General features: G+C 72.9%; 25 protein-coding genes. 10 read left to right on the top strand and 15 right to left on the bottom strand.

Going from position 1 to position 25,620, the window contains the following annotated elements; genetic code table 11:
- Positions 1–33 precede the first annotated feature (33 nt).
- Positions 34–996, top strand: coding sequence for an ABC transporter ATP-binding protein (locus HQM25_RS02575; RefSeq protein WP_254359515.1), 963 nt, complete (start codon positions 34–36; stop codon positions 994–996).
- Positions 989–1,786: an ABC transporter permease subunit gene (locus tag HQM25_RS02570; protein WP_172988819.1), complete on the top strand. Its 798-nt coding sequence runs from the start codon at positions 989–991 to the stop codon at positions 1,784–1,786. The genes HQM25_RS02575 and HQM25_RS02570 overlap by 8 nt, the downstream gene beginning before the upstream one ends.
- A 55-nt stretch (positions 1,787–1,841) precedes the next feature.
- On the opposite strand, the gene HQM25_RS02565 is transcribed toward HQM25_RS02570, so the two are convergent.
- The 4 genes from HQM25_RS02565 to HQM25_RS02550 form a co-directional block, all read right to left on the bottom strand.
- On the bottom strand, positions 1,842–3,824 hold the full coding sequence (locus tag HQM25_RS02565) for an NAD(P)-binding protein (protein WP_172988818.1): 1,983 nt from the start codon (positions 3,822–3,824) through the stop codon (positions 1,842–1,844).
- Positions 3,825–3,857: 33 nt separating this feature from the next.
- Positions 3,858–6,395 (bottom strand): LuxR C-terminal-related transcriptional regulator, encoded by a 2,538-nt coding sequence (locus HQM25_RS17935; protein WP_302182837.1) that lies wholly within the window; start codon positions 6,393–6,395, stop codon positions 3,858–3,860.
- A 270-nt stretch (positions 6,396–6,665) separates the two neighbouring features.
- Positions 6,666–8,411, bottom strand: coding sequence for an ATP-binding cassette domain-containing protein (locus HQM25_RS17705; RefSeq protein WP_172988816.1), 1,746 nt, complete (start codon positions 8,409–8,411; stop codon positions 6,666–6,668).
- A complete protein-coding gene (locus tag HQM25_RS02550; protein WP_172988815.1) occupies positions 8,408–9,505 on the bottom strand; it encodes an ABC transporter permease in 1,098 nt (365 codons plus the stop codon). Before HQM25_RS02550 ends, HQM25_RS17705 begins: the two co-directional genes overlap by 4 nt.
- Before the next feature lie 65 nt (positions 9,506–9,570).
- Between HQM25_RS02550 and HQM25_RS02545 the strand changes: the two genes are divergently transcribed.
- Entirely contained in the window at positions 9,571–10,203 is a 633-nt protein-coding gene (locus HQM25_RS02545) for a TetR family transcriptional regulator (RefSeq protein WP_254359514.1), read from the top strand.
- Positions 10,204–10,221: 18 nt separating this feature from the next.
- Here HQM25_RS02545 and HQM25_RS02540 read toward each other — a convergent pair whose 3' ends face one another.
- Genes HQM25_RS02540 through HQM25_RS02515 form a run of 6 tightly spaced genes read right to left on the bottom strand, consistent with a single transcriptional unit; the run spans position 10,222 to position 14,553 of the window.
- Positions 10,222–10,803 carry a TetR/AcrR family transcriptional regulator gene (locus HQM25_RS02540; RefSeq protein WP_172988813.1) on the bottom strand — a complete coding sequence of 194 codons (582 nt, stop codon included), beginning with the start codon at positions 10,801–10,803 and terminating at the stop codon, positions 10,222–10,224.
- 49 nt (positions 10,804–10,852) lie between these two features.
- Positions 10,853–11,707 carry a 3-methyl-2-oxobutanoate hydroxymethyltransferase gene (gene panB, locus HQM25_RS02535; RefSeq protein WP_172988812.1) on the bottom strand — a complete coding sequence of 285 codons (855 nt, stop codon included), beginning with the start codon at positions 11,705–11,707 and terminating at the stop codon, positions 10,853–10,855.
- Positions 11,704–12,585 (bottom strand): pantoate--beta-alanine ligase, encoded by an 882-nt coding sequence (panC, locus tag HQM25_RS02530; RefSeq protein WP_172988810.1) that lies wholly within the window; start codon positions 12,583–12,585, stop codon positions 11,704–11,706. The genes panB and panC overlap by 4 nt, the downstream gene beginning before the upstream one ends.
- Positions 12,582–13,394 carry a DUF2520 domain-containing protein gene (locus HQM25_RS02525; protein WP_172988808.1) on the bottom strand — a complete coding sequence of 271 codons (813 nt, stop codon included), beginning with the start codon at positions 13,392–13,394 and terminating at the stop codon, positions 12,582–12,584. The genes panC and HQM25_RS02525 overlap by 4 nt, the downstream gene beginning before the upstream one ends.
- 52 nt (positions 13,395–13,446) lie before the next feature.
- Complete coding sequence (locus HQM25_RS02520; protein WP_172988806.1) at positions 13,447–14,067, bottom strand: TetR/AcrR family transcriptional regulator; 621 nt, start codon at positions 14,065–14,067, stop codon at positions 13,447–13,449.
- Positions 14,068–14,070: 3 nt separating this feature from the next.
- The gene (locus tag HQM25_RS02515; protein ID WP_172988804.1) at positions 14,071–14,553 is read right to left on the bottom strand and encodes a heme-degrading domain-containing protein; all 483 of its coding nucleotides are present in this window, start codon (positions 14,551–14,553) and stop codon (positions 14,071–14,073) included.
- 92 nt (positions 14,554–14,645) lie between these two features.
- Between HQM25_RS02515 and HQM25_RS02510 the strand changes: the two genes are divergently transcribed.
- The 6 genes from HQM25_RS02510 to HQM25_RS02485 all read left to right on the top strand — a co-directional run bounded on the left by HQM25_RS02510 (position 14,646) and on the right by HQM25_RS02485 (position 20,711).
- The gene (locus HQM25_RS02510; protein WP_254359513.1) at positions 14,646–15,680 is read left to right on the top strand and encodes a TolB family protein; all 1,035 of its coding nucleotides are present in this window, start codon (positions 14,646–14,648) and stop codon (positions 15,678–15,680) included.
- Between the two features lie 76 nt (positions 15,681–15,756).
- Positions 15,757–17,013 (top strand): flavin-dependent oxidoreductase, encoded by a 1,257-nt coding sequence (locus tag HQM25_RS02505; RefSeq protein ID WP_172988803.1) that lies wholly within the window; start codon positions 15,757–15,759, stop codon positions 17,011–17,013.
- The gene (locus tag HQM25_RS02500) at positions 17,010–17,582 is read left to right on the top strand and encodes a MarR family winged helix-turn-helix transcriptional regulator (RefSeq protein ID WP_172988802.1); all 573 of its coding nucleotides are present in this window, start codon (positions 17,010–17,012) and stop codon (positions 17,580–17,582) included. The genes HQM25_RS02505 and HQM25_RS02500 overlap by 4 nt, the downstream gene beginning before the upstream one ends.
- Complete coding sequence (locus HQM25_RS02495; RefSeq protein WP_172988800.1) at positions 17,579–19,258, top strand: CocE/NonD family hydrolase; 1,680 nt, start codon at positions 17,579–17,581, stop codon at positions 19,256–19,258. The genes HQM25_RS02500 and HQM25_RS02495 overlap by 4 nt, the downstream gene beginning before the upstream one ends.
- Positions 19,255–19,743, top strand: coding sequence for a DUF3237 domain-containing protein (locus HQM25_RS02490; RefSeq protein WP_254359512.1), 489 nt, complete (start codon positions 19,255–19,257; stop codon positions 19,741–19,743). Before HQM25_RS02495 ends, HQM25_RS02490 begins: the two co-directional genes overlap by 4 nt.
- A 119-nt stretch (positions 19,744–19,862) precedes the next feature.
- Positions 19,863–20,711, top strand: a complete 849-nt coding sequence (locus HQM25_RS02485) for an SDR family oxidoreductase (protein ID WP_172988798.1) — start codon at positions 19,863–19,865, stop codon at positions 20,709–20,711.
- 45 nt (positions 20,712–20,756) lie between these two features.
- Here the strand turns inward: HQM25_RS02485 and HQM25_RS02480 are convergent, their stop codons facing one another.
- Both HQM25_RS02480 and HQM25_RS02475 read right to left on the bottom strand, forming a co-directional pair.
- A complete protein-coding gene (locus HQM25_RS02480) occupies positions 20,757–22,142 on the bottom strand; it encodes an HNH endonuclease signature motif containing protein (protein ID WP_254359511.1) in 1,386 nt (461 codons plus the stop codon).
- 62 nt (positions 22,143–22,204) lie between these two features.
- Positions 22,205–22,702, bottom strand: coding sequence for a MarR family winged helix-turn-helix transcriptional regulator (locus HQM25_RS02475; protein WP_172988796.1), 498 nt, complete (start codon positions 22,700–22,702; stop codon positions 22,205–22,207).
- A gap of 129 nt (positions 22,703–22,831) precedes the next feature.
- Here HQM25_RS02475 and HQM25_RS02470 point away from each other — a divergent pair, with 129 nt between their 5' ends.
- A complete protein-coding gene (locus HQM25_RS02470) occupies positions 22,832–23,407 on the top strand; it encodes an NADPH-dependent F420 reductase (RefSeq protein WP_172988794.1) in 576 nt (191 codons plus the stop codon).
- 276 nt (positions 23,408–23,683) lie between these two features.
- Here the strand turns inward: HQM25_RS02470 and HQM25_RS02465 are convergent, their stop codons facing one another.
- From HQM25_RS02465 to HQM25_RS02455, 3 genes are read right to left on the bottom strand one after another with little or no spacing between them, the layout of a single operon-like run.
- On the bottom strand, positions 23,684–24,451 hold the full coding sequence (locus HQM25_RS02465) for an ABC transporter permease (RefSeq protein WP_172988793.1): 768 nt from the start codon (positions 24,449–24,451) through the stop codon (positions 23,684–23,686).
- A complete protein-coding gene (locus HQM25_RS02460; protein ID WP_172988791.1) occupies positions 24,448–25,248 on the bottom strand; it encodes an ABC transporter ATP-binding protein in 801 nt (266 codons plus the stop codon). The genes HQM25_RS02465 and HQM25_RS02460 overlap by 4 nt, the downstream gene beginning before the upstream one ends.
- Positions 25,245–25,619 carry a DUF1048 domain-containing protein gene (locus HQM25_RS02455; protein WP_172988790.1) on the bottom strand — a complete coding sequence of 125 codons (375 nt, stop codon included), beginning with the start codon at positions 25,617–25,619 and terminating at the stop codon, positions 25,245–25,247. Before HQM25_RS02455 ends, HQM25_RS02460 begins: the two co-directional genes overlap by 4 nt.
- Position 25,620 lies beyond the last annotated feature (1 nt).

Here is a 25,620-nt window from a genome sequence, read left to right as displayed (position 1 = left end):
CCGTGAACAGCGACCGCCCGTAGTGTCGGACTCGTGGCCCCGAGCGACGAAGTGGATGCGCCGGCGACCGACGCTGCCGTGGCGGTCGTCGATCTGCGCAAGCGCTACGGCCGGCACGTCGGACTCGACGGGGTGACCCTGTCGATCCCCCGCGGCACCGTGTTCGGTCTCATCGGTCCCAACGGCGCCGGCAAGACGACGACGCTGCGCCTGCTGCTGGACATCATCCGGCCGACGTCGGGAACCGCCCGGGTGCTGGGCATCGATCCCCGCTCCGGCGGCCCCGCCCTCCGGCGGCGGATCGGGTATCTGCCCGGCGAGCTTCGCCTGGAGGGTCGGGTCACCGGGCGCCGGCTGCTCGAGTTCTACGCGCGGGTGTCCGGGCCGATGGCCCCCGGGCGCATCGCCGAACTGGCCGAGCGCCTCGATCTGGATCTGGGTCGCCCGGTGCGCACGCTCTCCAAGGGGAACAAGCAGAAGGTCGGCCTCGTGCAGGCGTTCATGCACGAGCCGGAGCTGCTCGTGCTCGACGAGCCGACCAGCGGTCTGGATCCCCTCGTGCAGCGCGAGGTGCACGCCCTGATCCGCGAGGCGAGGGACGCCGGTCGCACCGTGCTCCTGAGCTCGCATGTGCTGAGCGAGGTGGAGCACGCCGCCGACGAGGTCGCCGTGCTCGCGGGCGGCCGCATCGTCGCCCAGGGGGATGTCGGGTCGCTCCGGGTGCGCGCGGTGCGGCGGGTGCGGGCGGGGGTGGGAGACGTGGATGCCGCGCAGGTGCGCTCGCTGCTGGCGGCCGTTCCCGGAATCCGCGATCTCGAGGTCGCAGAGCACAGCGGCGCGGTCCGGGTGGTCGCGGAGCTCGAGGGCGACATCAACGGGCTGGTCGCGGTGCTGGCCACGATGCGCCTGACCGATCTGGAGCTGGTCGAGCCGGACCTGGAGGAGTCGGTGCTCCGGCTGTACGGCGACACCTCCGGCGAGGACGCCGATGCGTAGCCCGCTCGCCGTCTTCCGCCGCACGATGCGGGAGTCGCTCTTGCCCCTCATCGGCTGGATCGTCGGCATCGTCGGCGCGATCCTCATCTACCTGCCGATCTACGAGAGCATGGCCGGGGACGGCCAGATCCAGGCGATGATGGATTCTCTTCCCCCCGAGATGGTCGCGGCACTGGGGTACGACCAGATCGGCTCGGGCGCCGGCTACACGCAGGCGACGTTCTTCGGACTCGTCGGCTTCGCGCTGTTCGTGATCGCCGCCACCGGCTGGGGCGCGGGCGCGATCGGGGGCGCGGAGGAGTCCGGCAGGCTCGAGCTCGACCTCGCCCACGGGGTCGGCCGCGTGGGCTATGCGCTCGAGCAGGGGCTCGCGATCGTCGTGCGGGTGCTCGCGCTGGGCGTTGCGGCGGGCCTGGTCATCCTCGCGATCAACGAGCCGTCCCGGCTCGAGCTCCCCGCCGCGGGCGTCGTGCTCGCCGTACTCGCCCTGAGCGGTCTGGCTCTGCTGTCGGGCACCCTCGCGCTGCTGGTCGGGGCGTTGACGGGCCGCCGGATCTGGGCGGTCGGCCTGGGCGCCGGGGTCGCGGTGGCGGGGTACGCGCTCAACGCCGTGGGCCGGCAATCCGATGACGCGGCCTGGATGCGCACCCTGTCGCCGTACGCGTGGGCGTACCGCGATCCGCCCCTGGAGGGCGAGGCGTCGGCGGGGATCCTGCTGGTGTGGGCGGTGGCGCTCGGACTGGCCGCCGCGGCGGCCTGGGCGCTCCACCGACGGGACGTCACCGGCTGACCACCCGCGAACCACAGCCGCGCAACCTCAGCCGCGTGACCTCCGCCGCGCAACCTCAGCCGCGCGGCGCAGCCATGCCCGCGACCTCGTAGGCGAGCTCGACGGCCTCGAAGATCGCCGCGTCGATCGTGCGGGGCGAGAGGGCGTCGCCGATCGTGACGACGCGGGGCGCGGCATCCCGGGCATCGGCGAGGGCCACCGCCTGGCGCGGCTCGATCGCGACGACCGCGTCGAGTCCCGTGAGCACCGCCTCCTCTCCCGTCACGGTGTCGCGGAGCGTCGCCTCCCCCTCCCCGAGCCGCACGACGCGCTGCGAGACGCGCCGACGGAACCCGACGTGCGCACCGAGGCGCTCCAGCAGGAGCGGCCGGTCGTATCCGGCGCCCACGTGCGGGAAGACGGTCTCGAACGGCGTGATGACCTCCACCTCCCCGATCGCGGCGAGCAGTGTGAGCACGATGCCCGACGCGTAGGCGGTGCCATCGGCATCCACCACGGCGATCCGCCGCCCGAGGCCTGCGGGATCGGCGACGGCGGCGAACGCGTCGATGAATCCGCCCAGCGGCATCCCGCCCTCGTACGCGCCGCCGAGCGCCAGGGAGGTGGTCGCGGGGGCGATCGCACCGGTGGCCAGCACGACGCCGTCGACCCCGGAGTCGCGCAGCGTCGCCGCGGTCGCGCGCCGCCCGAGGCTCACCGTCACACCGCTCGCGGCGAGGTCGCGCCCGAGGTCGTCGATCAGAAGACCGACGCTCTCGCGACCGGGCACCTGCCGGGCGAGCCGGAGCTGGCCGCCGAGCACGTCCGCCTGCTCCCACAGCTCGACGGCGTGCCCGTCCGCGGCCAGCTCCACGGCGGCGCGCATGCCGGCGGGACCGCCGCCGACGACGATCCACCGCTGCGGCGAAGAGGTGCGGGGTCGCTCGGGCCGCTCCCCCTCGCGGCCGGCGAGCGGGTTGACCGTGCAGGACATCGGCAGGCCGCGGCTGCCGCGACCGAGGCACCCCTGGTTCAGACGGATGCAATGACGGATGCCGCCCCCGTCGGCGCCGCGGAGCTTGCGCCCCAGGTCGGGGTCGGCGATCTGGGCGCGCGTGAGGGCGACCATGTCGGCGATGCCCGCGTCGATCACCTCCTCCGCTTCCTCGACCGAACGCGCGGCGCCGACGCCGAACACGGCGATGTCCGGGTTGGCCGCCTTCACCGCCGCGACCTGGTCACGCAGCCACGCGACCGGCATCGGCGAGGACGGGAACACGTAGTGCACGTTGTGATAGCCGCCGGCCGCCAGGTCGAGGAAGTCGATCGGGGCCTCGGCGCGCAGGCGTTCGATCACGGCGCGCAGGTGCGCGGCATCCATTCCCTGCGGATGGAACTCGTCGGCGACGATGCGGATGCCCACCGCGATGTCGTCGCCGACCGCCGCGCGCACGGCACGCAGCACCTCGCGCGGAAAGCGGGTGCGGCCCTCGAGGTCGCCGCCGTACTCGTCGGTGCGGGCGTTGTAGAGCGGCGAGAGGAACTGGTGCAGCAGGTAGCCGTGGGCCATGTGGACCTCGACGCCGTCGAAGCCGCCGTCGCGCGCGAGCTCGGCCGAGCGCGCCCAGCCGGCGGTGAAGGAGAGGATGTCGGCGGCGTCCATCTCCCTGGCCGCGATCGCGGTCGAGGGCGAGAGGATGCGCGAAGGGGCGTACACGGCGCGGGGGCCGTCGGGTCCGTCGCCCTGTGCCTGGGCGCCGTGATGGTTGAGCTGCACGAAGATGCGGGCGCCGGCCTCGTGGACGGCGTCGGTCATCGCCCGGTTGGCGGCCACCGACTCCGGGCGGAAGGCGTCTTCGAAGCCGCGGATCGATCCGCTCGGGTGCACGAAGTGGTTGCCCGCAACGAACAGTCCGCACCCGCCGCGGGCCCGGCGCACGTAGTACGCGGTCTCCCGCGGAGACTCCACCCGATCGGAGTACTGCTTGGAGTGGGCGGTCTGCATGAGCCGGTTCGGCACGTCGACCGGGCCGATGCGCAGCGGTTCCCAGAGCGTCATGCCCTGAAACTATCGCGGCGGGCGCGGGGCGGGTCAGCGCCTGTCGGACGGGTCGATGAGTCGGTGTCGGAAGGCGAAGGCCGTCGCCTCCGAGCGTCCACGCACCCCGAGCTTGCGGTAGATGGCGACCGAGTGGTGCATGACGGTCTTCGCCGAGATGCGCAGCTGCTGCGCGATCTGCTTGTTGGTGAGGCCGTCGGCGAGCAGTCGCAGCACCTCGCGCTCGCGAGCGGTGATGGTCGCGACGGCGGCCGACGGCGTATCGCCGGGGCCGGGGGATGCCGGCGGGTCGGCCTCGTCGTGGGCATGGGCCCGCAGCCACTCGTATGCCTCGGCTGCCGCGTCGGTCCCGGTGAGGAGCGTTCCGGCGGCGATCGCCGATGGCGCACTCTCGCCGAGTCCGGCGACCACCTCCGCGCGCACCGCCTCGATCTCGGGCGTCGTCTGTGGCGCCATGCCGCGCAGGATGCGACCGCGATCGGCCTCGATCGCCCCGAGCATGCGCGCCGCGAAAGCGGGATCGCCGAGGGCGCGGGCGATGAGCACGGTGTGCACGAGGGATCCCGCGGCAAGGTACGACCAGCCGCGCAGCGACGAGGCGGCCAGTCGCTCCGCCGCCCAGTGGGCGGCGCGATGCGGGTCGCCCCGCGCGATCTCGCGACGGGCGAGCACGGCCAGGACGAACCACTCGGACACGACGTCGTGGGCGTCGCGCGCGAGCTGGAGCGCCTCCTCGAGCGACGGCACCGGCGCGTCGGCCGGCACCGCACCCGGGGCCATGGTGCGCAACAGGATCACCGCCGACACGATCGCGTACGCGTCGTGCAGCCGCTGCGCGTGGGCGAGGGCATCGAGGGCGAGCGCGGCGGCGCCGGCGAGGTCGCCCGTCGAGTGCATGGCGCCGGCGATCCACACCTCGAATCGCGCCGTCCAGACCGGCTCCGCGTGTCGCAGGGCGAGGGCGCGCCCTTCGCCGGCGAGCGTCACCGCCGAGCCCATGTCGCTCGTCGTGATCGCGTTGGTCACGCCGATGAACAGCGCCTGCATGGCCAGGCGCGGCCGGCTCTCGTCGTCGATCAGCTCTCGGCCGCGTCGCCACCGGTCGCGCACGGCGGCGTGCAGGGCGATGCCGTCGGGCGAGAACGCGAGGGCGTTCGAGGCCCACAGCCACGCCGCCGCCTGGAGATGACGCGGCAGCTGCCCGAGCACGGGATCGGCGATGAGGCGATCAAGCATCTGTCCGAGCTGCGCGGTCTCGGCGAACCCCGCGAGCACGGCCGCGCACGACACCACCCACTCCACGGCGTCGGCCGCGCCCACCGCATCGGCCCCGGCCCCGGCCCCAGCCTCGGCCTCGGCCCCTGCCCCGGCCCCAGCCTCGGCCTCCGCCTCGACCCCGCCCTTCACGAGTGCGCACCGGCGGCGGGCCTCGGCGACGAGGTCGACGCGCAGCAGCTGCGCCTGCGCGATCGCCGTGCTCGGCGTCGCGGCCGCGACGTCCGACGCGGCCGCGCGCAGCACGGCTGCCAGGAGCGCCCTCCGCGCCTCCTCGCTGTCGTGGGCGGCCGGATCCGTCTCCCGCACGTAGGCGCGCACCAGCGGCAGCATCGCGAACGCCACGACCGGGCCCCGACCGGCGAGCGGTTCCACCAGGCGCAGGTCGACCAGACGCTCCAGTGCGTCGAGCACCCGGCCCAGCGGCTGGTCGCCGACGCCGCGCACCGCCTCGACGGGGAACGGCCCGTCGAAGCGCGCGATCCGTCGGAGCACGTCGAGCTCCCCGTCTGCAAGCAGCGCGCACGCGGAAGCGAGGGATTCGCGGACCCCGACGGATCCCGCCGGCGCCGACAGGAGCTCCAGGGTGCCGGCCGTCGCCGCGGCGAGCTCGCGCGCGAGCTCCCGCGGGGGAAGATAGGCGCTGCGGGCCGCGGCGAGCTCGATCGCCAATGGCAGTCCGCCGACGAGTCGGCAGACGTCGGCGATCGCCCGCGCCGTGGTTGCGTCGAGTTCGAACCGCGGATCGACCATGCGCGCCCGCTGTGCGAACAGCACGACGCTGGGATTGACGACGAGCTCCGCCACCGTCGAGTCGACGTCGGGAACCGGGAGCGGCGGGACGACGATCGCCGCCGCGCCGTCGGTCCACCTGCTCGCGCGTGCGGCGACGAACTGGAGATGCGGGCAGACCGAGGTCAGTCGGGAGATCTCGTCCTGGTCGACCTCGCACGCGTCGACGTGGTCGATGGCGAGCACCAGCCGGGCGGAGCCGATCGCGTGGGCCAGCCGGTCCGCACCGGCGAGGTCGCTCGCGGGCGGGCCACCCCCGCGGCCGGTGCCGAGGCCGAGGCGCCGGGAGACCTCCTCGAGGAGCCGCTCCCCGGCGACTGCGCCGACGAGGTCGAGGCGCTTGAGCGGGGTCGTCGACGGTACGAGCGAGCCGACCTGGCGCAGCAGCGCGCTCTTGCCGACCCCGGGCCTCCCGCTGAGCGCGACGAAGCTGCGGCCGTCCGCGAGGAGCGTCCTGAGCTGCTCCTGCTCCCGGTGCCGACCCACGAGCTCGACTGACGTCAACGTCCTGCCCCAGCGATCGCGGCGCAGCGGGGATGCGCGCCCTGTCAGCAATATCGGGCATTCGCCCGATGTGCGTCAAGTGTCGGAGTGATTTGCTCGAGTCGGCGGCAGCTCCACGCCGACTCGTCTTCTGGGGAGACGACGTCCACTCGGCGTGGGGTGCCGCCGCTCACGGCCGGGAGGCCGGCATGAAGCGGGAGCTCGCGGCCGACGGAGGGTGGCCCGTCGAAGAGGCCGCCTGAGCCGCACCCGGTCCGGGTCTGCGCGACGTCACCCCTCGCGCAGCACCATCGCCTCCTCGAGCGTGGGCTCCACCTCGTCGATCTCGGCGGGGATCCCCCGGAGCGCCGCGCGCACCCGGTCGGCGTCGACGCCCGCCACCCGCACCTCCCGTCCCGACAGCATGGTCGGCAGGCCCACCGCGCCGAGTGCGGTGAACGCCTCCTGCCACTGCGGCGAGCGCACGAGCACGGCGCGCACGCCGGCGGTGAGGTCGGCGACCGAGCCGAGTCCGAGCAGGCGTCCCTGCGACATGAGCGCCAGCCGCGTGCATTGCTCGGCCTCCTGCAGGTAGTGGGTCGTCACGAGCACGCCGCGGCCGGCATCGGCCTGCGCATGGATCGTGTCCCACAGGCGTGCGCGGGAGAGCGGATCGACGCCGGAGGTCGGCTCGTCGAGCACGAGGAGATCGGGGTCGTGCTCGAGGGCGAGCGCGAACGCGAGCTGGCGCTGTCGGCCGAGCCCGATGTCGGCGACGACGTCGCGCGAGACCTCGTCGAGCGCGGCCGGCAGCGTCGCAGCGCTTCCCGCGTAGACGCGCGCGAAGAACTCGGCGTTCTCGCGCACGCTGATCGTGCGGAAGAGCCCGAGTCCCTGCGGGACGTAGCCGAGGCGGCGTCGGGAGGCGGCATCCGGCGGCGCGCCGAAGAGCTCGACCTCACCCTCGTCGGGTCGGTCCAGGCCGATGAGGGCGCGCAGGAACGTCGTCTTGCCGGCGCCGTTGGCGCCGATGAGACCCACGATCTCGCCGGCGTGCACGGCGAGGCTCACGTCGTCGACGGCGGTCTGGACGCCGAACCTCCGGGTCACGCCGCGTCCGGCCGCCACGACGGGCCCGGACGTCCGCGACGTCGCCGCGGGCGGCGGCTGCGGTGGCTGCGGTGGCTCCGATTCCGCGTCGGGCTCGTCTCGCCCGGAGATCGTCAGTGCGATCAGCGCGTCCTCGAGGTCGGGGGGATCGATGCGCGTGACGGCCGCGGCGTCAGGCTCCGCGCGTCCTTCCTCCCGCCCGAGCCACACGTGGCGCTCCCGACCGCGTCGCCACGAGTCCGGCGGTGCCGGAGCGTCGGTGCGAAGCATCCCGATGCCGCCGGGAAGCCCCGCGATGATCTCGTCGGGCGTCCCGGAGGCGATGATCCGGCCGCGATCGAGGGCGGTGACGGATGCCGCGCGCTGCGCCTCGTCGAGGTAGGTGGTCGCCATGAGCACGGCGGTGTCGCCCGCTGCCGCCTCGGAGATGAGTCGCCACAGCTCGACGCGGCTGACCGGGTCGACACCGGTGCTCGGCTCGTCGAGCAGCACCAGCCGCGGCTCGTGGAGGATCGCGAGCACGAAGCCGAGCTTCTGCCGCATCCCGCCCGAGAGCGCGCGGCCGAGGCGCGAGCGGGCCTCGGAGAGTCCGGCCCGGCCGAGCAGGTCGCCCGCGCGGGACCGGATTGCGCGATCGGCCATGCCGTACGAGCGGCCCACGAAGGCGATGTTCTCGTCGACGCTGAGGTTGCCCCACACGCCCGACGTCGACGGCTGGTAGCCGATGCGCTCCGCGTCGAGCGTGTGCACGGCACCTGACCCGGGCGCGACGCGGCGGGCGAGCACGCGCAGCAGGGTGGACTTGCCGGCGCCGTCTCCGCCGACGACCGCGGTGACCTCGCCCTCCGGGACGGCGAGCGAGACGTCGTCGAGCGCAACGGTGTCGCCGAAGACGACCTGCACGGCATCCAGACCGATCCCGCTCATCGCCGGGCTCCGTGCGCGGCGTGACGGCGGGCGTGCCGGCGCGGCTTCGCGGGCGAGATGCTCCGGTGCAACCGCACCACGGCGAGGCCGAAGATCACGACCGCCATGACCGCGAGCACGGTCAGCGGCAGCCACAGCGACTCGATGGGCGCGCCGCGCAGCATGACGCCCTGGGAGATCATCGTGAAGTACGTGAGCGGCAGAAGGTATCCGATCCAGCGGACGCCGGCGGCCATCGCGTCGAGCGGGAAGATCATCCCCGACAGGAGGATCTGGGGCAGCAGCGTCATCATCGCGAGCTGGATCGCCTGCCCGGACGTCTGCGACACCGACGAGATCAGCACGCCGATGCCGAGCACGGCGAACAGGAACAGCGCGGCGCCGAGGATGAAGATCCAGACGCTCCCGACGAAGGGCACGCCGAACAGCCAGATGCCGAGCACCGCGATGAGCACCATGTCGAAGGACGCGAGCAGGAAGTACGGGAGAATCTTGCCGAGGATCACCCCGGTCGCCTTGAGCGGCATGACGGCGAGCTGCTCCAGCGTGCCGGCTTCGCGCTCCCGCACCAGGCCGATGCTCGTGATGATCGTGCCGATGAAGGTCAGGATCAGGCCGATGATCGCGGGGATCATCACCCACGACGTCTTCAGGTCGGGGTTGAAGAGGATCTCGATGTCGACGGGCGGCGCCTGCGGGTTCTGCGAGAGCTGCTGCTGCACCTGGGTGAACAGCACCTGCGCCGACTGGGCGGCGAAGAGGTTCGAGCCGTCGATGAGCACGGTGATCTCGTCGTCGGCGACGATCGCGACGTCGACGCGGTCCTCGCGCAGCAGCTCCACCGCGTCGGCCTCGTCGGCGTCGGCGTCGGTGGTCTCGACCACGAGGTGATCGGCGAGGTCGTCGCTGTCTTCGACGAGGTCGTCGACCTGCTCGGCGTTCGTGCCGACGATCGCGACGCGGAACTCGTCCACCGTGAAGTTGGCCGCATAGCCGAAGATCACCAGCAGCAGCAGGGGCATGACCACGAGCATCCCGAGCGTGCGGCGATCCCGCCGCAGCTCCTGGAACTCCTTGAGGAACACAGCGCGCATGGCGGCATTATTCAACGTGCAGTGAATATCTGGCAAGGGGGTGCGACGCGTCGTAGTCTGGGCCCGTGCCCGAGTTCGCCGTGCCCACCGCCTCGCGTCGCCGCGGTCGCCCCCGCGGCGGCGATTCGGGCGCACGGGAGCGGATCGTGGATGCCGCGATCGCGGAGTTCGGCGAGCGGGGCTACGACGCGGCGACGATCCGCGGCATCGCCGGGCGAGCGGGGGTGGATGCCGCCCTCGTGCACCACTACTTCGGCACCAAGGCCGACCTCTTCGCGGGGGCGATCGGCGCCCCGCTGCCGCCGACGCGCGGCCTCGACGCCGTGCTCGCCGGGGACCTCGACTCCGCCGGGGAGCGCGTCGCGCGGTTCGTGCTGGAGATGTGGGAGGACCCCGTCATGCGCAAGCGCGGCGTCGCCGTGCTCCGCGCCATGATCGGCAACCGCCGCACGGCGGCACTGCTGGTGGGCTTCGTCTCGCGCGAGATCCTCGCGCGGATCGCCGATCGGCTGGAAGACGACCCGCACGCGCGCCGGCGCGCAGGGCTCGCGGCGAGTCAGATCGTCGGCATGCTCGTGACGCGGTACGTGCTCGAACTGCCGCCGATGGCCGACCCGTCCGTGGACGAGCTCGTCGCCGCGGTCGGCCCGACCCTGCAGCGCTACCTCACCGGCGACCTCGGTGCCGCACAGGGCTGATCTCGACCGGGATCCGCATCAGCGCGCCCCCGGCCCCGCCAGCAGGTCGTCGAGCATGGTGAGCACGCCCTGCTCGTCGAGGTCGGGGTCGAGCAGCCACTGGGTCTGCAGGCCGTCGGACGCGGCGATCACGAGGGCGGCCACCGCATCGGCATCCACATCGGCTCGCATGCGGCCGCTGCGCTGGTTGTGGCGCACGCGTTCGGCGAGGCTTCGTCGCAGCGCCGCGAAGCGCGTGGCGGCGAACTCGCGGGCGGCGGGGTGCCCCTCCTCGAGCGCGGCGGCGACGAGCGTGGAGTAGAGCTGCACGAGTCCCGACACTTCGCGGTTGTCGCGCGCGGAGGCCCGCATGATCTCGACCGGCGTCGCGTCTTCGGACACGGGATGCTGCGCGTCGGACTGGCGGGCCGACTCGCGGTAGACCTCGACCAGCAGCTCTTCGAGCGAGCCGAAGTAGTGCGTGAGGGCCGAGTGGGTCACCCCCACCTCCTGCGCGATGGAGCGCAGGCTCGTGCGGTCGGAGCCGCGGCGGGCGAACACCTCGATCGCCCGGTCGAGGATCTCCTGCCGGCGCGCGATGCCCTTCGCGTATGAGGCCATGGCGGCATCCTATGTCAGGACGAGCCCAAAATCCTCCACTCGGAGGTTTTCAGTCGCGAGCGAGCTCGGCCTCCGCCGCGGCGACGGCCTCGGCCGTGGCGCCGTACTGGTGCGCGCTCGCCGGGAAGGTTCCCGCGCGCACCTCCTCGGCATAGCGGGCCACGCCCTCGACCATCGCGTCGCCGAGCGCGGCGTACTGCTTCACGAAGGTGGCCACCCTGCCCTCGGTGATGCCGAGGAGGTCGTGGAAGACGAGCACCTGCCCGTCGGCGGGACCGGCGCCGATGCCGATGAGCGGGATGCGCAGGGCGCGACGCACCACGGCCACCACCTCCGACGGCACCGCCTCGACCACGAGTGCGCACGCACCGGCCGCCTCGACGGCGAGCGCCTCGCGCACGAATCGGGCGGCCGTCTCCTCGGTGCGTCCCTGCACGCGCAGGCCGCCGAGCGCCCCCGCGGTCTGCGGGGTGAGGCCGACGTGGCCGACGACGGGGACTCCGGCATCCACGATCGCGCCGATGCGGCTGAGGCGGGCGGGGTTGCCGCCCTCGATCTTGACGGCGTCGGCGCCGGCCTCCTTCGCGAAGCGCAGCGCGGTGGCCACCGCCTGCTCGTCGGAGATCTCGGTGGATCCGAAGGGCACGTCACACACGACGAACGCCGAGGTCACGCCGCGGCGCACGGCACGGGCGAGCACGAGCATCTCGTCGGTCGTGATCTCGACGGTGGAATCGTGGCCGAGCACGACCTGAGCCCCCGAATCGCCGACGAGCACCATGTCGACCCCGGCACGTTCGGCCACACGGGCCGAGGGATGGTCGTAGGCGGTGACCATCACGATCGGGGTGCCCTCGGCCTTCAGCTCGGCCAGGCGGGTCACCGTCACACGTCGTCGTGTCATTCGCTGCCTCCGGAGTCGGCGAGAGGGCTGGATGCCGCGTCCAGCAGCACGTTGTCGATCAGCCGGGTCTCCCCGACCCGCACGGCGAGCGCGGCGAGCATCGGCGGCGCGACGGCGACCACGGGTTCGAGAGTGTCGGGGTGCACGAGCGCGAGGTACTCGGCCTCGAGGCCGGCGGCGGCGAGCACCGCGAGTCCGGCGGCCGCCGCCCGGGATGGCTCGCGCTCGCCCGCGTCGACCGCCCGCGTGACCGCGTCGAGCGCGCGCGGCACGGCGACCGCGCGCTCACGCTCGGCGGCGCTCAGCCGTGCATTGCGCGACGACAGCGCGAGCCCGTCGGCGTCGCGGGCCGTCGGGCAGACCTCGATGCGCACCGGGATGCCGAGATCGGCGACCATGCGACGGATGACGACGACCTGCTGAGCGTCTTTCGCGCCGAAGTAGGCGGCGTCGGGGAGGGCGGCGAGGAGGAGCTTGGAGACGACGGTGGCGACCCCGTCGAAGTGGGAGCGGCCGCGCACGGCACCCTCGAGCGTCTCGGTGATCGGCCCTGCGACGGAGACCGTCGTGGCGAAGCCGGCCGGGTAGATCTCCGCGACCGACGGTGCGAACACGACATCGACGCCCGCCTGCGCGGCCAGCGCGAGGTCGGCCTTCTCGGTGCGCGGGTAGGCGGCGAGGTCGGCGGCCTCGCCGAACTGCGTCGGGTTGACGAAGATCGTCATGACGACCGTGTCGTTCTGCGCGCGCGCCGCGTGGACGAGCGAGAGGTGCCCGTCATGCAGGGCGCCCATCGTGGGGACCAGGCCCACGCGGCCCGAGCGCCGGGGCCCGGCGAGCGCGGCGCGCAGGTCGGCGGCGGTGCGCGCGACGATCACGATCCGGCTCCCTCGCGGACGACGTCGACGGCGGGAGCCGCCGCGCCGAGGCTCGTCGCGTCGCGCACCGATCGGGTGGCGAGGTCGCGCGTGGCATCCACCATCGCGTCGAAGAGGGCGAGGCGGCCCGGCAGGCGGGCGGCGATCGCGTCGCGCTGGCGACGCACGGTGTCGACGTCGCCGCGCGCGATGGGCCCGGTCAGGGCGGCGCCGGCGCCGTGGGCCGCCCAGTTCCCGACCGTGGCGCGCACGAGCGGGAGCAGGGCGTCGCGGTCGACCCCGGCGGTGGCGGCGAGCTGCTCCGCGGTGTCTTCGAGCGCGAGGAGGAAGTTCGACGCGATCGTCGCGGCCGCGTGATAGGCGGCCCTGTCGGCATCGGCGACCTCGACGCCGCGCAGTCCGAGCGCGTCGGCGAGGGCCTGCGCGACAGCCAGCGCGTCGTCGTCCGACCCCGCGATCGCGGCGGGCACCCCGGCGAACGAGGTGTCGGCGCCGGTGACGGTCATGAGCGGATGGATGCTGAACGCGGCGTGCGGTGCGAGCGGGGCGAGCGTCGTGGCTCCCGACAGGTGGCCGACGAACCTCCCCGGGGCGACCGCTGCGGCCGCGCGCGGGATGGCGGCATCGGGTACGGCGAGCAGCACGATGGCGGCATCGAGGCCGGTCGCCCCGCGCTGCGAGGTGGAGCGCACGCGCACGCCGGCGTCGGTCAGCCGCGCGGCCAGTGCCGCCCCCATGCGGCCGGTGCCGACGACGAGCACTCCGCCCGGCTCGCGGAGCGGGGCGGGAAGCGGTGGGCTGAGGGGCATGGGGACCTCGGGACGGGGCAGGCCGCGGACACTCCAGGGTACCCGCCGCCGGTCACCGCGGTTCGTCGTGCGTCGGCACGAGCGGGACACGCTTTCCCCCGGTGAACAGGTCATCGAGTGCGGCGTCGATGTCGGCGCGCACGTCGAGGTCGGTGTCCATCAGCGACTGGAGCTGGAGTCCGTCGGCCAGCGCGACGAGCAGGCGCGCGGCGCGCGCCGGGTCGAGGTCCGCCCGCACGAGCCCCGCCTCCTGGCCCGCACACAGAGCGTCGGCGATCCCGCGTTCGGTACGTGCGAAGCGGTCGCGGAAGAACGTGTGCGCGGCGTGGTCGGCGTCGACGGCTTCGGCCGCGAACGACAGGTGCAGGTGCATGGCTCCGCGGACCGAGAGGTTGCGCCGCACCGCGGCCGCATACACCTCGAGCGCGTCGGCGCCGCCTGCGGCGGCGGCGGTGGCGGTGGCGCCGGCATCCCACCGCTCGATCACCTCGCGCAGCAGGCCTTCACGGCTGCCGAAGTAGTACAGCACGTGGGCGGTCTCCATGCCCGCGGCGCGCGCGATTCCGCGCAGCGTCGCGGCGCGGAAGCCCTGCTCGCCGATGACGCGCAGGGCGGTGGCGAGGATCTGCTCGCGCCGAGCGGCTCCCTTCGCGGAGGTGCGTCGCGCGGGCACGACTCAGACGTCGTCGCGCAGGCGCACGATCGCGTCGACCGCGAGTCGATGGTCTGCGACGGAGCTGAGCCCCGAGACGGTGAGCGCCGCGACGATGCCGGCGCCGGCGACGCGGATCGGCACGGCGCCGCCGGTGACCGCGTAATCCGCGGCGGCGAGCCATCCGGCCGCCGGGTCGGTGGCGACCTTCCCCGCCGCTCTCAGCCGCGCCGAGACGAGCGCGGAGCTCGCTTCGAAGCGCCAGACGACGGCGACCTTGCGGCGGATCCACTCCTCCTGATCGGCGGTCGCGCCCGGCAGCGCCGCGTGGAACAGCACCGCGCCGGTCGGCCGCCGGATGTCGATCGCGATGCCGTAGCCGGCTGTAGCCGCGCGGTCGCGCAGGCCGCTGCCGAGCCGCCACGCCGCGTCGTGGTCGAAGGCGCGGAGCTCGACCGCTTCCTGTGCGGCGAGCTTGTCGAGCTCGAGGGGACGATCGAGGTCCATGCAACTGCTCCTTCACCGGATGTGGATGCCGCGACCGGGGATCGGCCCCGGGAGCCCTCGCAGAATATACCAGTGGTAAAGTCGCGGCCACGATGAGAGATGCCGCACACGACGCCGCGCCCACCGCACCGGCCGCACCGGCGACCGAGGAGGCCGAGGAGACCGAGGAGACCGAGGAGACCGAGGAGACCGCCGAGCAGGAGACCTCCTGGGCGCGCAAGCTGGGTGCGGGCCGGCGCTGCCGGGTGCGCGTGCTCGACGCCCGCACGGGTGAGACGCTGACCGTGCACGAAGACACCGCGGTGCTGCTCGAGGCGCCGAACTGGACCGTCGACGACCAGCTCGTGCTCAACGGCGACGGGGTGCTGTGGACGATGCCGGCGGATGGATCGACCGCGCCCGCCGTGGTGCCGATCGAGGGTCTGCCGGAGCTGAACAACGACCACGTGCTCGCCCCCGACGGCGACACCGTGTACCTGTCCGCGAACGACGGCCACCTCTACGCCGCGTCGCTGCGCGGCGGGCCGTCACGGCGGGTGACGCGGGACGCCGGAGGTCGGTTCCACTTCCTCCACGGCATCTCGCCCGACGGCACGCGGCTCGCCTACGTCGCGCTGGATCCGACCGAGGGCTGGGACTCGGGCACGATCCGCACGGTGGGCGTCGACGGTGCGGACGACCGTGCGGTCACGGGTGGGCGCGGGCCCGACGACGGCTGCGAGTACGCGCCGGACGGGGCGTGGATCTACCTGAACACCGAGCGCTTCTCGACGCGACCGGGCCATGCGCAGATCGCGCGGGTGCGCCCTGACGGCTCCGCGCTCGAGCAGCTGACCGCCGACGAGCGCGTGAACTGGTTCCCGCACCTGACGGCGGCGGGCGATCGCGCCGTCTACCTCAGCTTCCCGCCGGGCACCGAGGGCCATCCCGCCGACCGGGAGGTGGAGCTGAAGCTCGTCGACCTCGCGGCGAGCGCGGGCGCGCGCGAGGCGTGGGGCGCGGCATCCACCGTCGTCCGCCTGTTCGGGGGCCAGGGCACGATCAACGTGAACAGCTGGGCTCCGGACGGGCATCGGCTCGCCTTCGTGGACTATCCCGTCGACCCGGGGCGGCCTGCGACGAACTGACCCTGGACACGTCGATGATTCATGTACAAAACTATGTGGACAACGCCTCACCGCGAACGCGAACAAGGGAGTCCGCATGCGCATCGTCATCGTCGGCGCCGGGATCGGCGGCCTCGCCGCCGCGCTGAGCCTCCACGCGGCCGGTCTGCGGGAGATCGCCGTCTTCGAGCGCGCGCCGCAGATCCGGGGGCTCGGGGTCGGGATCAATCTGCTCCCCCACGCGATGCGCGAGCTCACCGAGCTCGGGCTCGCCCCGGCGATGGCGGCGATCGGCGTGGAGCCGCAGACCCTCGCCTACTACAACCGCTTCGGCCAGCCCATCTGGAGCGAGCCCCGTGGTCGCGCCGCCGGGTATGCGTGGCCGCAGGTGTCGGTGCACCGCGGTCGGCTCCAGCTCGAGCTCCTCGACGCCGTGCACGATCGGCTCGGCGATGTCGTCCGCCTCGACCACCGCCTGGTCGCTGTGGAGGACGGCGCCGATGGCGCCGTCACCGTGTTCGAGACGTCGGGCGGCACGGTGCGGGCGGACGCCGACGTGGTCATCGGCGCTGACGGCATCCACTCGTCGTTGCGCGCGCTGCGCTACCCCGCCGAGGGCGCTCCGCCGTGGAGCGGGCTCACGCTCTGGCGCGGCACCGCGCTCGCGCCCCCGTTCCTCGACGGACGCACGATGATCATGGCCGGCGACGGCGAGCAGAAGTTCGTCGCCTACCCGATCGAGGGAGTGGATGCCGCGGGTCGCACCCGCGTGAACTTCATCGCCGAGCGGCGCGGCGTCGGCTCTCCGGATGCCGACTGGAACTGTGCGGTGCCCGCGGCGCCGCTGGTGGAGCTGTTCCGCGAGTGGCGGTTCGACTGGATCGACGTGCCGGGGGTGATCTCGGCGGCCGAGGAGATCCTGGAGTATCCGATGGTCGATCGCGACGTCCTCCCGCGGTGGACGTTCGGACGCACGACGCTGCTGGGCGACGCCGCGCACGCGATGTACCCGAACGGGTCCAACGGCGGGTCGCAGGCGATCCTCGATGCGCGCACGCTCGCCTTCCACCTCGCGACGGCGACGACCGTCGAGGCGGGGCTGGCGGCGTATGAGGACGCGCGACGGCCGGCGACGGCGGCCCTGCTGGAGATGACGCGTCAGACGGGGCCGGAGCGGGTGATGCTGCTCGCGCACGAGCGCGCCCCTCAGGGCTTCGCCGACATCCACGATGTGATCCCGGCGGATGAGCTCGCCGAGATCGCCGCGGCGTACAAGCGGGCGGCGGGATTCCACCCGGAGCTGCTGAACGCGCGGAGCTCGCTGAGCGTGCCCGCCGCGGGGGCGACACCGTGACGGTCGACTCGTCGCGCCTCGCCGCCGTCATCTCGCCGCTGCGGCGCACGCTGCTGGCGGCCGCGCGCGAACGCGAGGACCTGCCCGAGATCCCGGACGCCCAGGTCGAGGTGCTGCGCGCCCTCCCCCGCGGCACGGTCGCCTCGCCGAGCGACCTCGCCGAGGCGCTGGGAGTCGGACGCTCGACGGTGAGCAATCTGCTCGCGACCATGGAGGATGCCGGGCTCATCGCGCGACGCGCGTCGGCGGTCGATCGGCGCCGCGTCGAGGTGGTCGCCACCCCGCGGGCCCTCGGCTGGTTCGACCGGTTCGATGCGGCCGCGGCGGCGCTGGTCGCCGAGGCGATGGCCGCGCTCGATCCGGGCGACCGTGCGGCCCTCGAGTCGTCGGTGCCCGCTCTCGAGCGACTGCGCGACGGGCTCGTCGATCTTCGTCACGCGGCCGGCGCGGCATCCCCCGAGGCATCACGCACCGTGCGCGACGGGCTCGTCGATCTTCGTCACGCGGCCGGCGCGGCATCCCCCGAGGCATCACGCACCATCGATCGATCCCGCAAGGAGGCGGAATGACCACGCTGCGACAGCGGCTCACCAAGGCCATGGACGGCCGGCGGCTCAAGGGCGTCGCCCTCGGGCCGCACGACATCGAGATCGAGCGGGACCTGCGGGTGCCGATGGAGGACGGGGTCGCGCTGCTCGCCGATCTCATCCGTCCGGTGGGCGGGGGCGACCCGGCGCTGCCGACGATCGTGATGCGCGGGCCCTACGGTCGCCGGGGCCCGATGGCGGGCGGTGCGCGCACCCTCGCCTACGAGGGGTTCACCGTGCTGTTCCAGAGCTGTCGGGGCACGTGGGGCTCGGAGGGCGTGTTCACGCCGCAGATCGACGAGCAGCGCGACGGCGTCGCCACCCTGCGGTGGGTGCGGCAGCAGCCGTGGTTCACGGGGAAGCTCGCCACCTACGGACAGAGCTATCTCGGCTACACGCAGTGGGCGGTGGCCGGAAAGCTCCAGCGCGACGAGCCCGAGACCGCGCAGGACGCGCTCGTGCTGCTGATCACGATGCCCGACTTCGGCCAGATCACGTGGGACAACGGCGCCTACTCGCTGCGCAACGCCCTGGGCTGGACGCGCATGATGGACAGGATGCGTCGCGGCGGCCTGGCCCTGCTCGGGATGGTGCTGCCCGATCGCCGCCTCGCCACGGCGTTCGACGTGCTGCCGCTGAGCGCCGGCGACTCCGCCGTGATCGGTGCGCCGAACCACTGGTACCAGGACTGGGTCGCGCACGAGAAGCTCACCGACGAGTACTGGACGCAGCAGTCGCACACGGCCACCGTGCCGCTGGTGACCGCGCCGGTGATGATGCTCACCGGCTGGTACGACATCTTCCTGCCGTGGCAGCTGCGCACCTATCGGGCGCTGGTGGATGCCGGCAACCCGCCGCAGCTGACGCTGGGGCCGTGGGGCCACGTGTCGCCGGGAATGGGCACGCCCACCCACACGGAGGGACTCGGCTTCCTGCGCGAGGTGTTCACGGATGCGCCCTCCGGGCGCCCTGCTCCGGTGCGGGCGTTCGAGACCGGGGCCGAGCAGTGGCACGATCTGGCCGAGTGGCCGCCGGCCGGGTCGACGGCGCAGGAGTGGTTCCTGCATCGCGGCGGTCGGCTGGACACCGCGGCGCCCGACGGCGGGACCACGGGGTACCGATACGACCCCGACGATCCGACGCCCGCCGTCGGCGGCCCGAGCCTGAACCCCGACACCGACCCCGTCGACAACGCCGCGCACGAGCGGCGGCCCGACGTGGCGGTGTTCCGTGGCGACGCGCTGACCGAGCCCGTGCGGGTGGCGGGCGAGCCGGTCGCACGTGTGCGATTCCACTCGTCGGCGCCGTCGTTCGACGTGTTCGTGCGCATCACCGACGTGCACCCCGACGGGCGGTCGATGACCGTGTGCGACGGCATCCGCCGGATCGGTTCGGTCGGGAGTGCGGCGACCGACCCCGACGCCGACGCGGAGGGGTTCCGGGTGGTCGAGGTGCCGCTGTGGCCGACCTTCCACCGCTTCGAGGTCGGCCATCGCATCGGCGTGCAGGTCTCGTCCGGTGCCCACCCGCGCTATGCGCGCAACCCCGGCTCGGGTGAGCCGGCGGCGGTGGCCTCCACCACGGTGGTGGCGGAGCAGGTCGTGTCGCACGACGGCGCGGATGCCTCACGGCTCGTTCTCCCGGTGGTGCCGGCGTGAGCGCGGCGGCCGGGGGCGGGATGCCGGTGCCGACGCTCGAGCCGGCGTTCGACGTTGTCGTGCGGCTCGGACCGATCGAGGACCACGGCGTGACCCGGGTGGGGCACCGTCGGGTCGTGCCGATCGTGGGCGGTACGGTCACGGCGATCGACGGCTCGTGGAACGCCGAGATCCTCGCCGGCGGCGCGGACTGGCAGCGGGTGCGCGCCGACGGGGCGATCGAGATCGACGGCCGCTACACCGCGCGCACCGCCGACGACGAGTTCGTATACCTGCAGGTCACGGGGGTGCGCAGCGGCTCGCCCGAGGTGCTCGAGGCGCTGCTGCGCGGCGCCGCGGTGCCCGCGGACGGCTACTACTTCCGCACGGCGATCTCGATCGAGACCGCGTCGCCACGGCTGGGAGCGCTCGAGCACGCGGTGTTCGTCGCCTCCTGCGCGCGCGATGCCGATGCCGTGCGATATGTCGCGTACCGCGTGACCTGAGTCGCGACCTCCCCCCGCAGCAGCCCGGGTACGGCCTGACCTGAACCGCGGCCGATCCGACGCGAACTGCCCAGGTACGGCGTGTCGTGGGCTAGCCTCGCGCCCAGGAGGCTCCGCTCATGACCGAACCCACCCTTCCCGCGCTAGCGGTGACCGGCTCGACCGGGCACCTCGGCGGACGCGTCGCACGCGCGCTCGCCGACGCCGGCGTGGCGCAGCGTCTGCTGGCCCGCACCCCGTCGAAGGCGCCCGCGCTGCCCGGGGCGATCGTCGTGGCATCCAGCTATGCCGACGACGACGAGACGCGGCGGTCCCTCGAGGGCGTCGCGGTGCTGTTCATGGTGTCGGCCTCAGAGAGCGCGGACCGGCTCGACCGGCACTTCGCCTTCGTGGATGCCGCGGCCGCCGCGGGCGTGCAGCACGTCGTGTACACCTCGTTCTTCCACGCGGCGCCCGAGTCGACCTTCACGCTGGCCCGCGACCACTGGCACACAGAGCGGCGGATCAAGGCATCCGGGATGGCGTGGACGTTCCTGCGTGACAACCTGTACCTCGACTTCCTGCCGGCGATGGTCGGCGCGGACGGCGTCATCAGAGGACCGGCGGGTGACGGACGCGTGGCGGTCGTCACGCGAGCGGACATCGCAGCCTGCGCCGTGGCGGTGCTCGCCTCGCCCGGCGAGCATGTCGGGCGCACCTACGAGCTCAGCGGACCGGAGGCCCTCACCCTCGACGAGGTCGCCGCGGTGCTGACGGCGCACACCGGTCGGACGGTGGGCTATCACCGGGAGACCGTGCCGGAGGCATACGAATCGCGGCGAGCGTGGGAGGCCCCCGACTGGCAGTACGACGCGTGGGTGTCGACGTACACCGCGATCGCGGCGGGCGAGCTCGCCGATGTCACCGGCGACGTCGAGGCCCTGACCGGTCGCGCGCCTATGAGCCTGGCCGAGCATCTGTCTCGCTGACCGGCCGCCCGGCGACCAGCTTCGTCGCTGACGAGGGCTGCTTCGTCAGAACGGCGCCTCGTCGCCGCCCGCTCCCGCCACGGTCGACGGCGTGAACACCGGCACCCGCCGCTCGGGCAGCACCGTGTACACGCGGCCCGACGGACTGGTCCACTCGATCGCGCCGCCGCTGCCGGGCACCTGTCTCACTCGCCACCGACTGTGGTGCTTGATGGTGTGATGCCCCTGGCAGAACGGCGCGTTGTTCTCGAGCGAGGTCTCGCCGTCGTGGGCCCAATCGACCTGGTGGTCGATCTGACATCGCGACGCCGGAACGAGGCATCCCGGCGCCATACATCGATCGGCCCGCCACTTCACCAGCCGCTGCAGCGATGCGGGAGGCCGGTACGAGTCCCGTCCGACGGAGAGCACCATGCCGGTCTCCGGATGCGTGAGCACGCGCATCCATGTGCCGTCACCGCCGGCGAGCCGTCGTGCCGTCTCGAGCGGAATCGGCCCGAGGCCCTCGACGACGGCAGCGTCTGTGGCGCCGGCGACGCCGTCGATCAGCGCCAGTGCAGGGACCGTCACGACCGTGGTCGCGCGGATACCGCGTGCACGCTCGGGGAAGAGCGCCGTTTCGCCGTCGATGAGCAGGTCGCAGAGCACGTCGGCGCGCACCTGGTCGAGCGTGCGGTCATCATCACCACCGCCCGCATCGATCTGCTTCGCGATGCGCGTCGCCCGCCCATGAATCGCGTGGATCTCCACCGCCGGCGCGTACAGGTGCAGCCACGCCATGCCGTCAGCCGCCTGTTCGACGACGACACGGCGGTCATCGATCGCCCGCTCGTGGCGCACGTCGAGGGTCGCAGCCTCGAGCGATTCGGCGAGCGTGCGCAGACGGTGCCGGAAGACGCCGACCGGAAGCGTCTGAGCCCACGCGACGCCGGCATCGAGCACGCGATCGCGCACGCCGGGCGACACCCCGGAGACGACATCGACGAGCACCCGGGCGTGCTGCTCCGTCGTCGCAGCGCGCTCGAGCAGGTCGAGCACGGCCGGGTAGCGATGCACGAGCGCCTCGGACATCGCCAGCAGATCGCCCGCCGCGTGCTCGGTGATGCGCAGCGCCGCCGCCAGCTCCAGCCGCAGTCCGCGAAGCACGATCTCCGTCGAGGCGCGGGCGTCATCCCCGCCGCGCGCGAGGGCGTCGCGGTCGAGCGCGTCGCGCCGCACCTCATCGACGAAGCGCAGGCGCCGCGCCGCGAAGGTCGCGATGAGATCGGCGGTCTCCTGGATCATGCCCATCGGGTCGGGCCCGGCCGTGGGAGAGTCGAGGCGCTCCCCGCACAGGTCGGACTCCCGCAGCGGGCCGTCGTGATACCAACCGGCCTCGGCATCAGCCCAGCCTCGCGCCTCCCACTCGGGGAGGCTGTCATCGCGTGTCATGGGTCGAGAGTAGAACATACCTACGACACTCGATCCTGACGCGTCGGGGAATACCGCCGGAGTCAGCGCAGCGTGCGGGGCATGCGGGTCGCGGACATCCGGCCACCGGGATCGAGCCGCTCGAGCGCGGCCGCCGTGACGTCGCGCAGCGCGCGCGCCTGTTCGGGCGTCATGACGTCCAGCAGCACGCGCCGCACGTTCTCGACGTGACCCGGCGTCGCCCGGAGCACCTTGCGTCGCCCTTCCGCCGTGATCACCGCGTCGGTCGCGCGCGCGTCGGCGGCGTTCGCCTCCCGCCGCACGAACCCGCGCCTCTCCAGCCGCGACACGACGTGCGACAGGCGGGGCAGCGTCGCGTTCGTGCGCGCGGCGAGCTCCTTCATCTGCAGCCGGTGCGCGTGCGCCCCGGTCAGCACCGACAGTGCGATGTAGTCGAAGTGCGTCAGCTCCTCGTCGCGCAGCAGCTGCGCGTCGAGCTCCCGCGGCAGCAGCTCCAGCAGCGCCGTGAAGGGCACCCACGTCGCCAGTTCGTCCTCGGAGTAGAACCTCGTGCGACTCATTCTCCGATTCTAGGAATAGTTGTGCCGACAACCGAGTTGCACCGCGATAGTTGCACCTACAAGCAATGTGGATGCCGCACCCGCGGCATCCACGGGCATCACCGATTCATCACCGACACGGGAGCAGACATGACCACCGTCACCATCTTCGGAACCGGCAACATGGGCCAGGCGATCGCGGGCGTGCTCGCGCGCGGGGGCGCCGACATCCAGCACGTCACCAGCACCGACACGTCCGCCACGATCGCCGGCGACATCGTCGTGCTCGCGGTGCCGTACCCCTCGATCGCGTCCATCGTCGCCGGCTACGGCGCGCAGCTGGCGGGCCGGACCGTCGTCGACATCACCAACCCGCTCGACTTCTCGACCTTCGACGCCCTGGTCGTGCCCGCCGGAAGCTCCGCTGCTGCCGAGCTGCAGGCGGCGCTGCCCGCCGCGAAGGTGCTGAAGGCCTTCAACACGAACTTCGCCGCGACCCTCGCCTCGGGCACGGTCGGCGAGGTGCCCACGGCGGTGCTCGTCGCGGGCGATGACGCCGATGCGAAGAGCGGCCTCCTCGCGCTGATCGAGGCGGGCGGGCTCACCGCCGTCGACGCCGGCGCCCTCTCCCGCGCGCACGAGCTCGAGGCCGTCGGCTTCCTGCAGCTGACCCTCGCCGTGGGCGAGAAGATCGGCTGGACCGGCGGTCTGGCCCTCTCCCGCTGACGGCGCCATCGGCCCCCGCGCGTGCGCTGCGCGGGGGTCGAGGCGAAGGGTGGATGCGTGCGCGACGGGCGCCACGACGCTGTTCACGATGCGGGCGCCATACCGGTCGTGCGTGAGCCGGGTACCGTCAGACCCTCCCCGCACGGCGACGGCCCGGCGTAGCCTCGACGACTGGGATCATCGCAGCGAAGTGCGCGAGTTCCTCTCCACCCGTCGCGCACGCCTCACCCGCGTGTTCGCCCATCGCACCCCGCGCGGATCAGCTGACGCAGCGCCTCACCGGAACCGGCGACGATAGATCGCCATCGCGATCGCGTACGCGACGACGAGGATGCCGACGCACCACGCGAGCGCGATCCACAGATCGGCCGAGACCGGCTCCTGCGCGAACAGGTCGCGGATGGCGTTCACGATCGAGGTGACCGGCTGGTACTCCGCGAACACGCGCACCGGCCCCGGCATCGACGCGGTCGGCACGAACGCGGAGCTGATGAACGGCAGGAAGATGAGCGGATAGGAGAACGCGCTCGCACCGTCGACCGACTTCGCCGACAGCCCCGCGATCACCGCGAGCCAGGTCAGCGCGAGGGTGAACAGCACGAGGATGCCGGTCACGGCCAGCCACGCAGCCGGGTCCGCCCCGGTGCGGAAACCCATGAGGAACGCGACGGCGATCACGAGCGCCAGCGACACGAGGTTGGCCACGAGCGAGGTGAGCACGTGCGCCCACAGCACGCTGGAGCGCGCGATCGGCATGGACTGGAACCGTTCGAAGATCCCGCCCTGCAGGTCGAGGAACAGCCGGTACGACGTGTACGCGACGCCCGAGGCGATCGTGATCAGCAGGATGCCGGGGAGCAGATAGTCGATGTACGCGCCCGAGGCCGGCCCGGTGTCGATCGCACCGCCGAAGACGAACACGAACAGCAGCATGAGGGCGATCGGCGTCACCGCCGTGGTGATGATGGTGTCGGCGCTGCGGGTGATGTGGCGCAGCGAACGGCCCGTGAGCACGGCGGTGTCGCCGACGACGTGAACGCTCATGAGGCGACCTCCTGACCGGGGGCGGCGGCGTCATGCCGCCCGGTGATGGCGAAGAAGACGTCCTCCAGACTCGGCTGCTTCTCCACGTACTCGACCTTCGCGGGCGGCAGCAGCTTCTTGAGCTCGGCGAGCGTGCCCTGCGCGATGATCGTGCCCTCGTGCAGGATCGCGATGCGATCGGCGAGCTGTTCGGCCTCCTCGAGGTACTGCGTGGTCAGCATCACCGTGGTGCCGCCGGCCGCGAGCCGGCGCACCGACTCCCAGACCTCGAGGCGCGCCTGCGGATCGAGTCCGGTCGTCGGCTCGTCGAGGAACACCACCGCCGGATCGCCGATGAGGCTCATCGCGATGTCCAGGCGGCGGCGCATGCCCCCCGAGTACGTCGCCACCCGCCGTGATCCCGCATCGGCGAGCCCGAAGCGGGACAGCAGCGCGTCGGCGATCCGCCCGGCATCCTTCTGATGGCGCAGCCTCGCGATGAGCGCGAGGTTCTCACGCCCCGTCAGCACGTCGTCGACGGCGGCGAACTGCCCGGTGAGGCTGATCGCCTCGCGCACGCGGGCCCCCTCCCGCGCCACGTCGAACCCGGCGACCTCCGCACTGCCCGCGTCGGCCGTCAGCAGCGTCGAGAGGATCCGCACGAGCGTGGTCTTCCCGGCGCCGTTCGACCCCAGCAGGGCGAACACGGTGCCGGGAGCGACCTCGACGTCGACGCCGCGCAGCACCCGGAGGTCTGCGAAGGACTTCTCGATGCCCGCCACGCGGATCGCGGGCGCGATCGTCGCGACGGCGCTCATGACGGCGCACCCCCGTCGAGGTCGTCGATCGTCTTGGTGAGCCGCTGGCGCTCCTTGTCGATCCAGCGCTTTCCCGTGTATGCGGCGGCGAACGCCTCGGCGAACTCCACGGGATCGTCGCCGACGATGTCGCGGACCGCCGTCTCGTCCGCGGCCGCGCGCTCCCACAGGTCGGCGAAATCGTTCAGCATCGTCAGCATCACGACGGGGTCGCCGTCGACGATGCCGCCGTTGTACATGAAGTATCGTTCGAACGCCTTCGCTGCCGTGCGATGCGGGTCGGGGAGCGCCTCGATGCGGGACTTGTACTGCCGGTACTGCTTCTTCTGCTCGAGGGATCCCGTCAGGACCTCGATCCACTTCGCTGCCATG

The organism is Microbacterium hominis (genome assembly GCF_013282805.1).
In the GTDB taxonomy this organism is placed as follows: domain Bacteria; phylum Actinomycetota; class Actinomycetes; order Actinomycetales; family Microbacteriaceae; genus Microbacterium; species Microbacterium hominis_B.
Note: the sequence above shows the minus strand (reverse complement) of the source record. Positions and strands in the feature narration are given on the sequence as shown.

What these genes read in the sequence shown, in the direction of transcription:
- HQM25_RS02485 (WP_172988798.1), top strand. Translation starts at nt 19,863, where the DNA reads ATGACCGAACCCACCCTTCCCGCGCTAGCGGTGACCGGCTCGACCGGG.
- HQM25_RS02495 (WP_172988800.1), top strand. Translation starts at nt 17,579, where the DNA reads ATGACCACGCTGCGACAGCGGCTCACCAAGGCCATGGACGGCCGGCGG.
- panB (WP_172988812.1), bottom strand. Translation starts at nt 11,707, where the DNA reads ATGACACGACGACGTGTGACGGTGACCCGCCTGGCCGAGCTGAAGGCC.
- HQM25_RS02480 (WP_254359511.1), bottom strand. Translation starts at nt 22,142, where the DNA reads ATGACACGCGATGACAGCCTCCCCGAGTGGGAGGCGCGAGGCTGGGCT.
- HQM25_RS02505 (WP_172988803.1), top strand. Translation starts at nt 15,757, where the DNA reads ATGCGCATCGTCATCGTCGGCGCCGGGATCGGCGGCCTCGCCGCCGCG.
- HQM25_RS02460 (WP_172988791.1), bottom strand. Translation starts at nt 25,248, where the DNA reads ATGAGCGCCGTCGCGACGATCGCGCCCGCGATCCGCGTGGCGGGCATC.
- HQM25_RS02550 (WP_172988815.1), bottom strand. Translation starts at nt 9,505, where the DNA reads ATGCGCGCTGTGTTCCTCAAGGAGTTCCAGGAGCTGCGGCGGGATCGC.
- HQM25_RS02565 (WP_172988818.1), bottom strand. Translation starts at nt 3,824, where the DNA reads ATGACGCTCTGGGAACCGCTGCGCATCGGCCCGGTCGACGTGCCGAAC.
- HQM25_RS02570 (WP_172988819.1), top strand. Translation starts at nt 989, where the DNA reads ATGCGTAGCCCGCTCGCCGTCTTCCGCCGCACGATGCGGGAGTCGCTC.
- HQM25_RS02540 (WP_172988813.1), bottom strand. Translation starts at nt 10,803, where the DNA reads ATGGCCTCATACGCGAAGGGCATCGCGCGCCGGCAGGAGATCCTCGAC.
- HQM25_RS02455 (WP_172988790.1), bottom strand. Translation starts at nt 25,619, where the DNA reads ATGGCAGCGAAGTGGATCGAGGTCCTGACGGGATCCCTCGAGCAGAAG.
- HQM25_RS02465 (WP_172988793.1), bottom strand. Translation starts at nt 24,451, where the DNA reads ATGAGCGTTCACGTCGTCGGCGACACCGCCGTGCTCACGGGCCGTTCG.
- HQM25_RS02515 (WP_172988804.1), bottom strand. Translation starts at nt 14,553, where the DNA reads ATGGACCTCGATCGTCCCCTCGAGCTCGACAAGCTCGCCGCACAGGAA.
- HQM25_RS02475 (WP_172988796.1), bottom strand. Translation starts at nt 22,702, where the DNA reads ATGAGTCGCACGAGGTTCTACTCCGAGGACGAACTGGCGACGTGGGTG.
- HQM25_RS02510 (WP_254359513.1), top strand. Translation starts at nt 14,646, where the DNA reads ATGAGAGATGCCGCACACGACGCCGCGCCCACCGCACCGGCCGCACCG.
- HQM25_RS02470 (WP_172988794.1), top strand. Translation starts at nt 22,832, where the DNA reads ATGACCACCGTCACCATCTTCGGAACCGGCAACATGGGCCAGGCGATC.
- HQM25_RS02525 (WP_172988808.1), bottom strand. Translation starts at nt 13,394, where the DNA reads ATGCCCCTCAGCCCACCGCTTCCCGCCCCGCTCCGCGAGCCGGGCGGA.
- HQM25_RS17705 (WP_172988816.1), bottom strand. Translation starts at nt 8,411, where the DNA reads ATGAGCGGGATCGGTCTGGATGCCGTGCAGGTCGTCTTCGGCGACACC.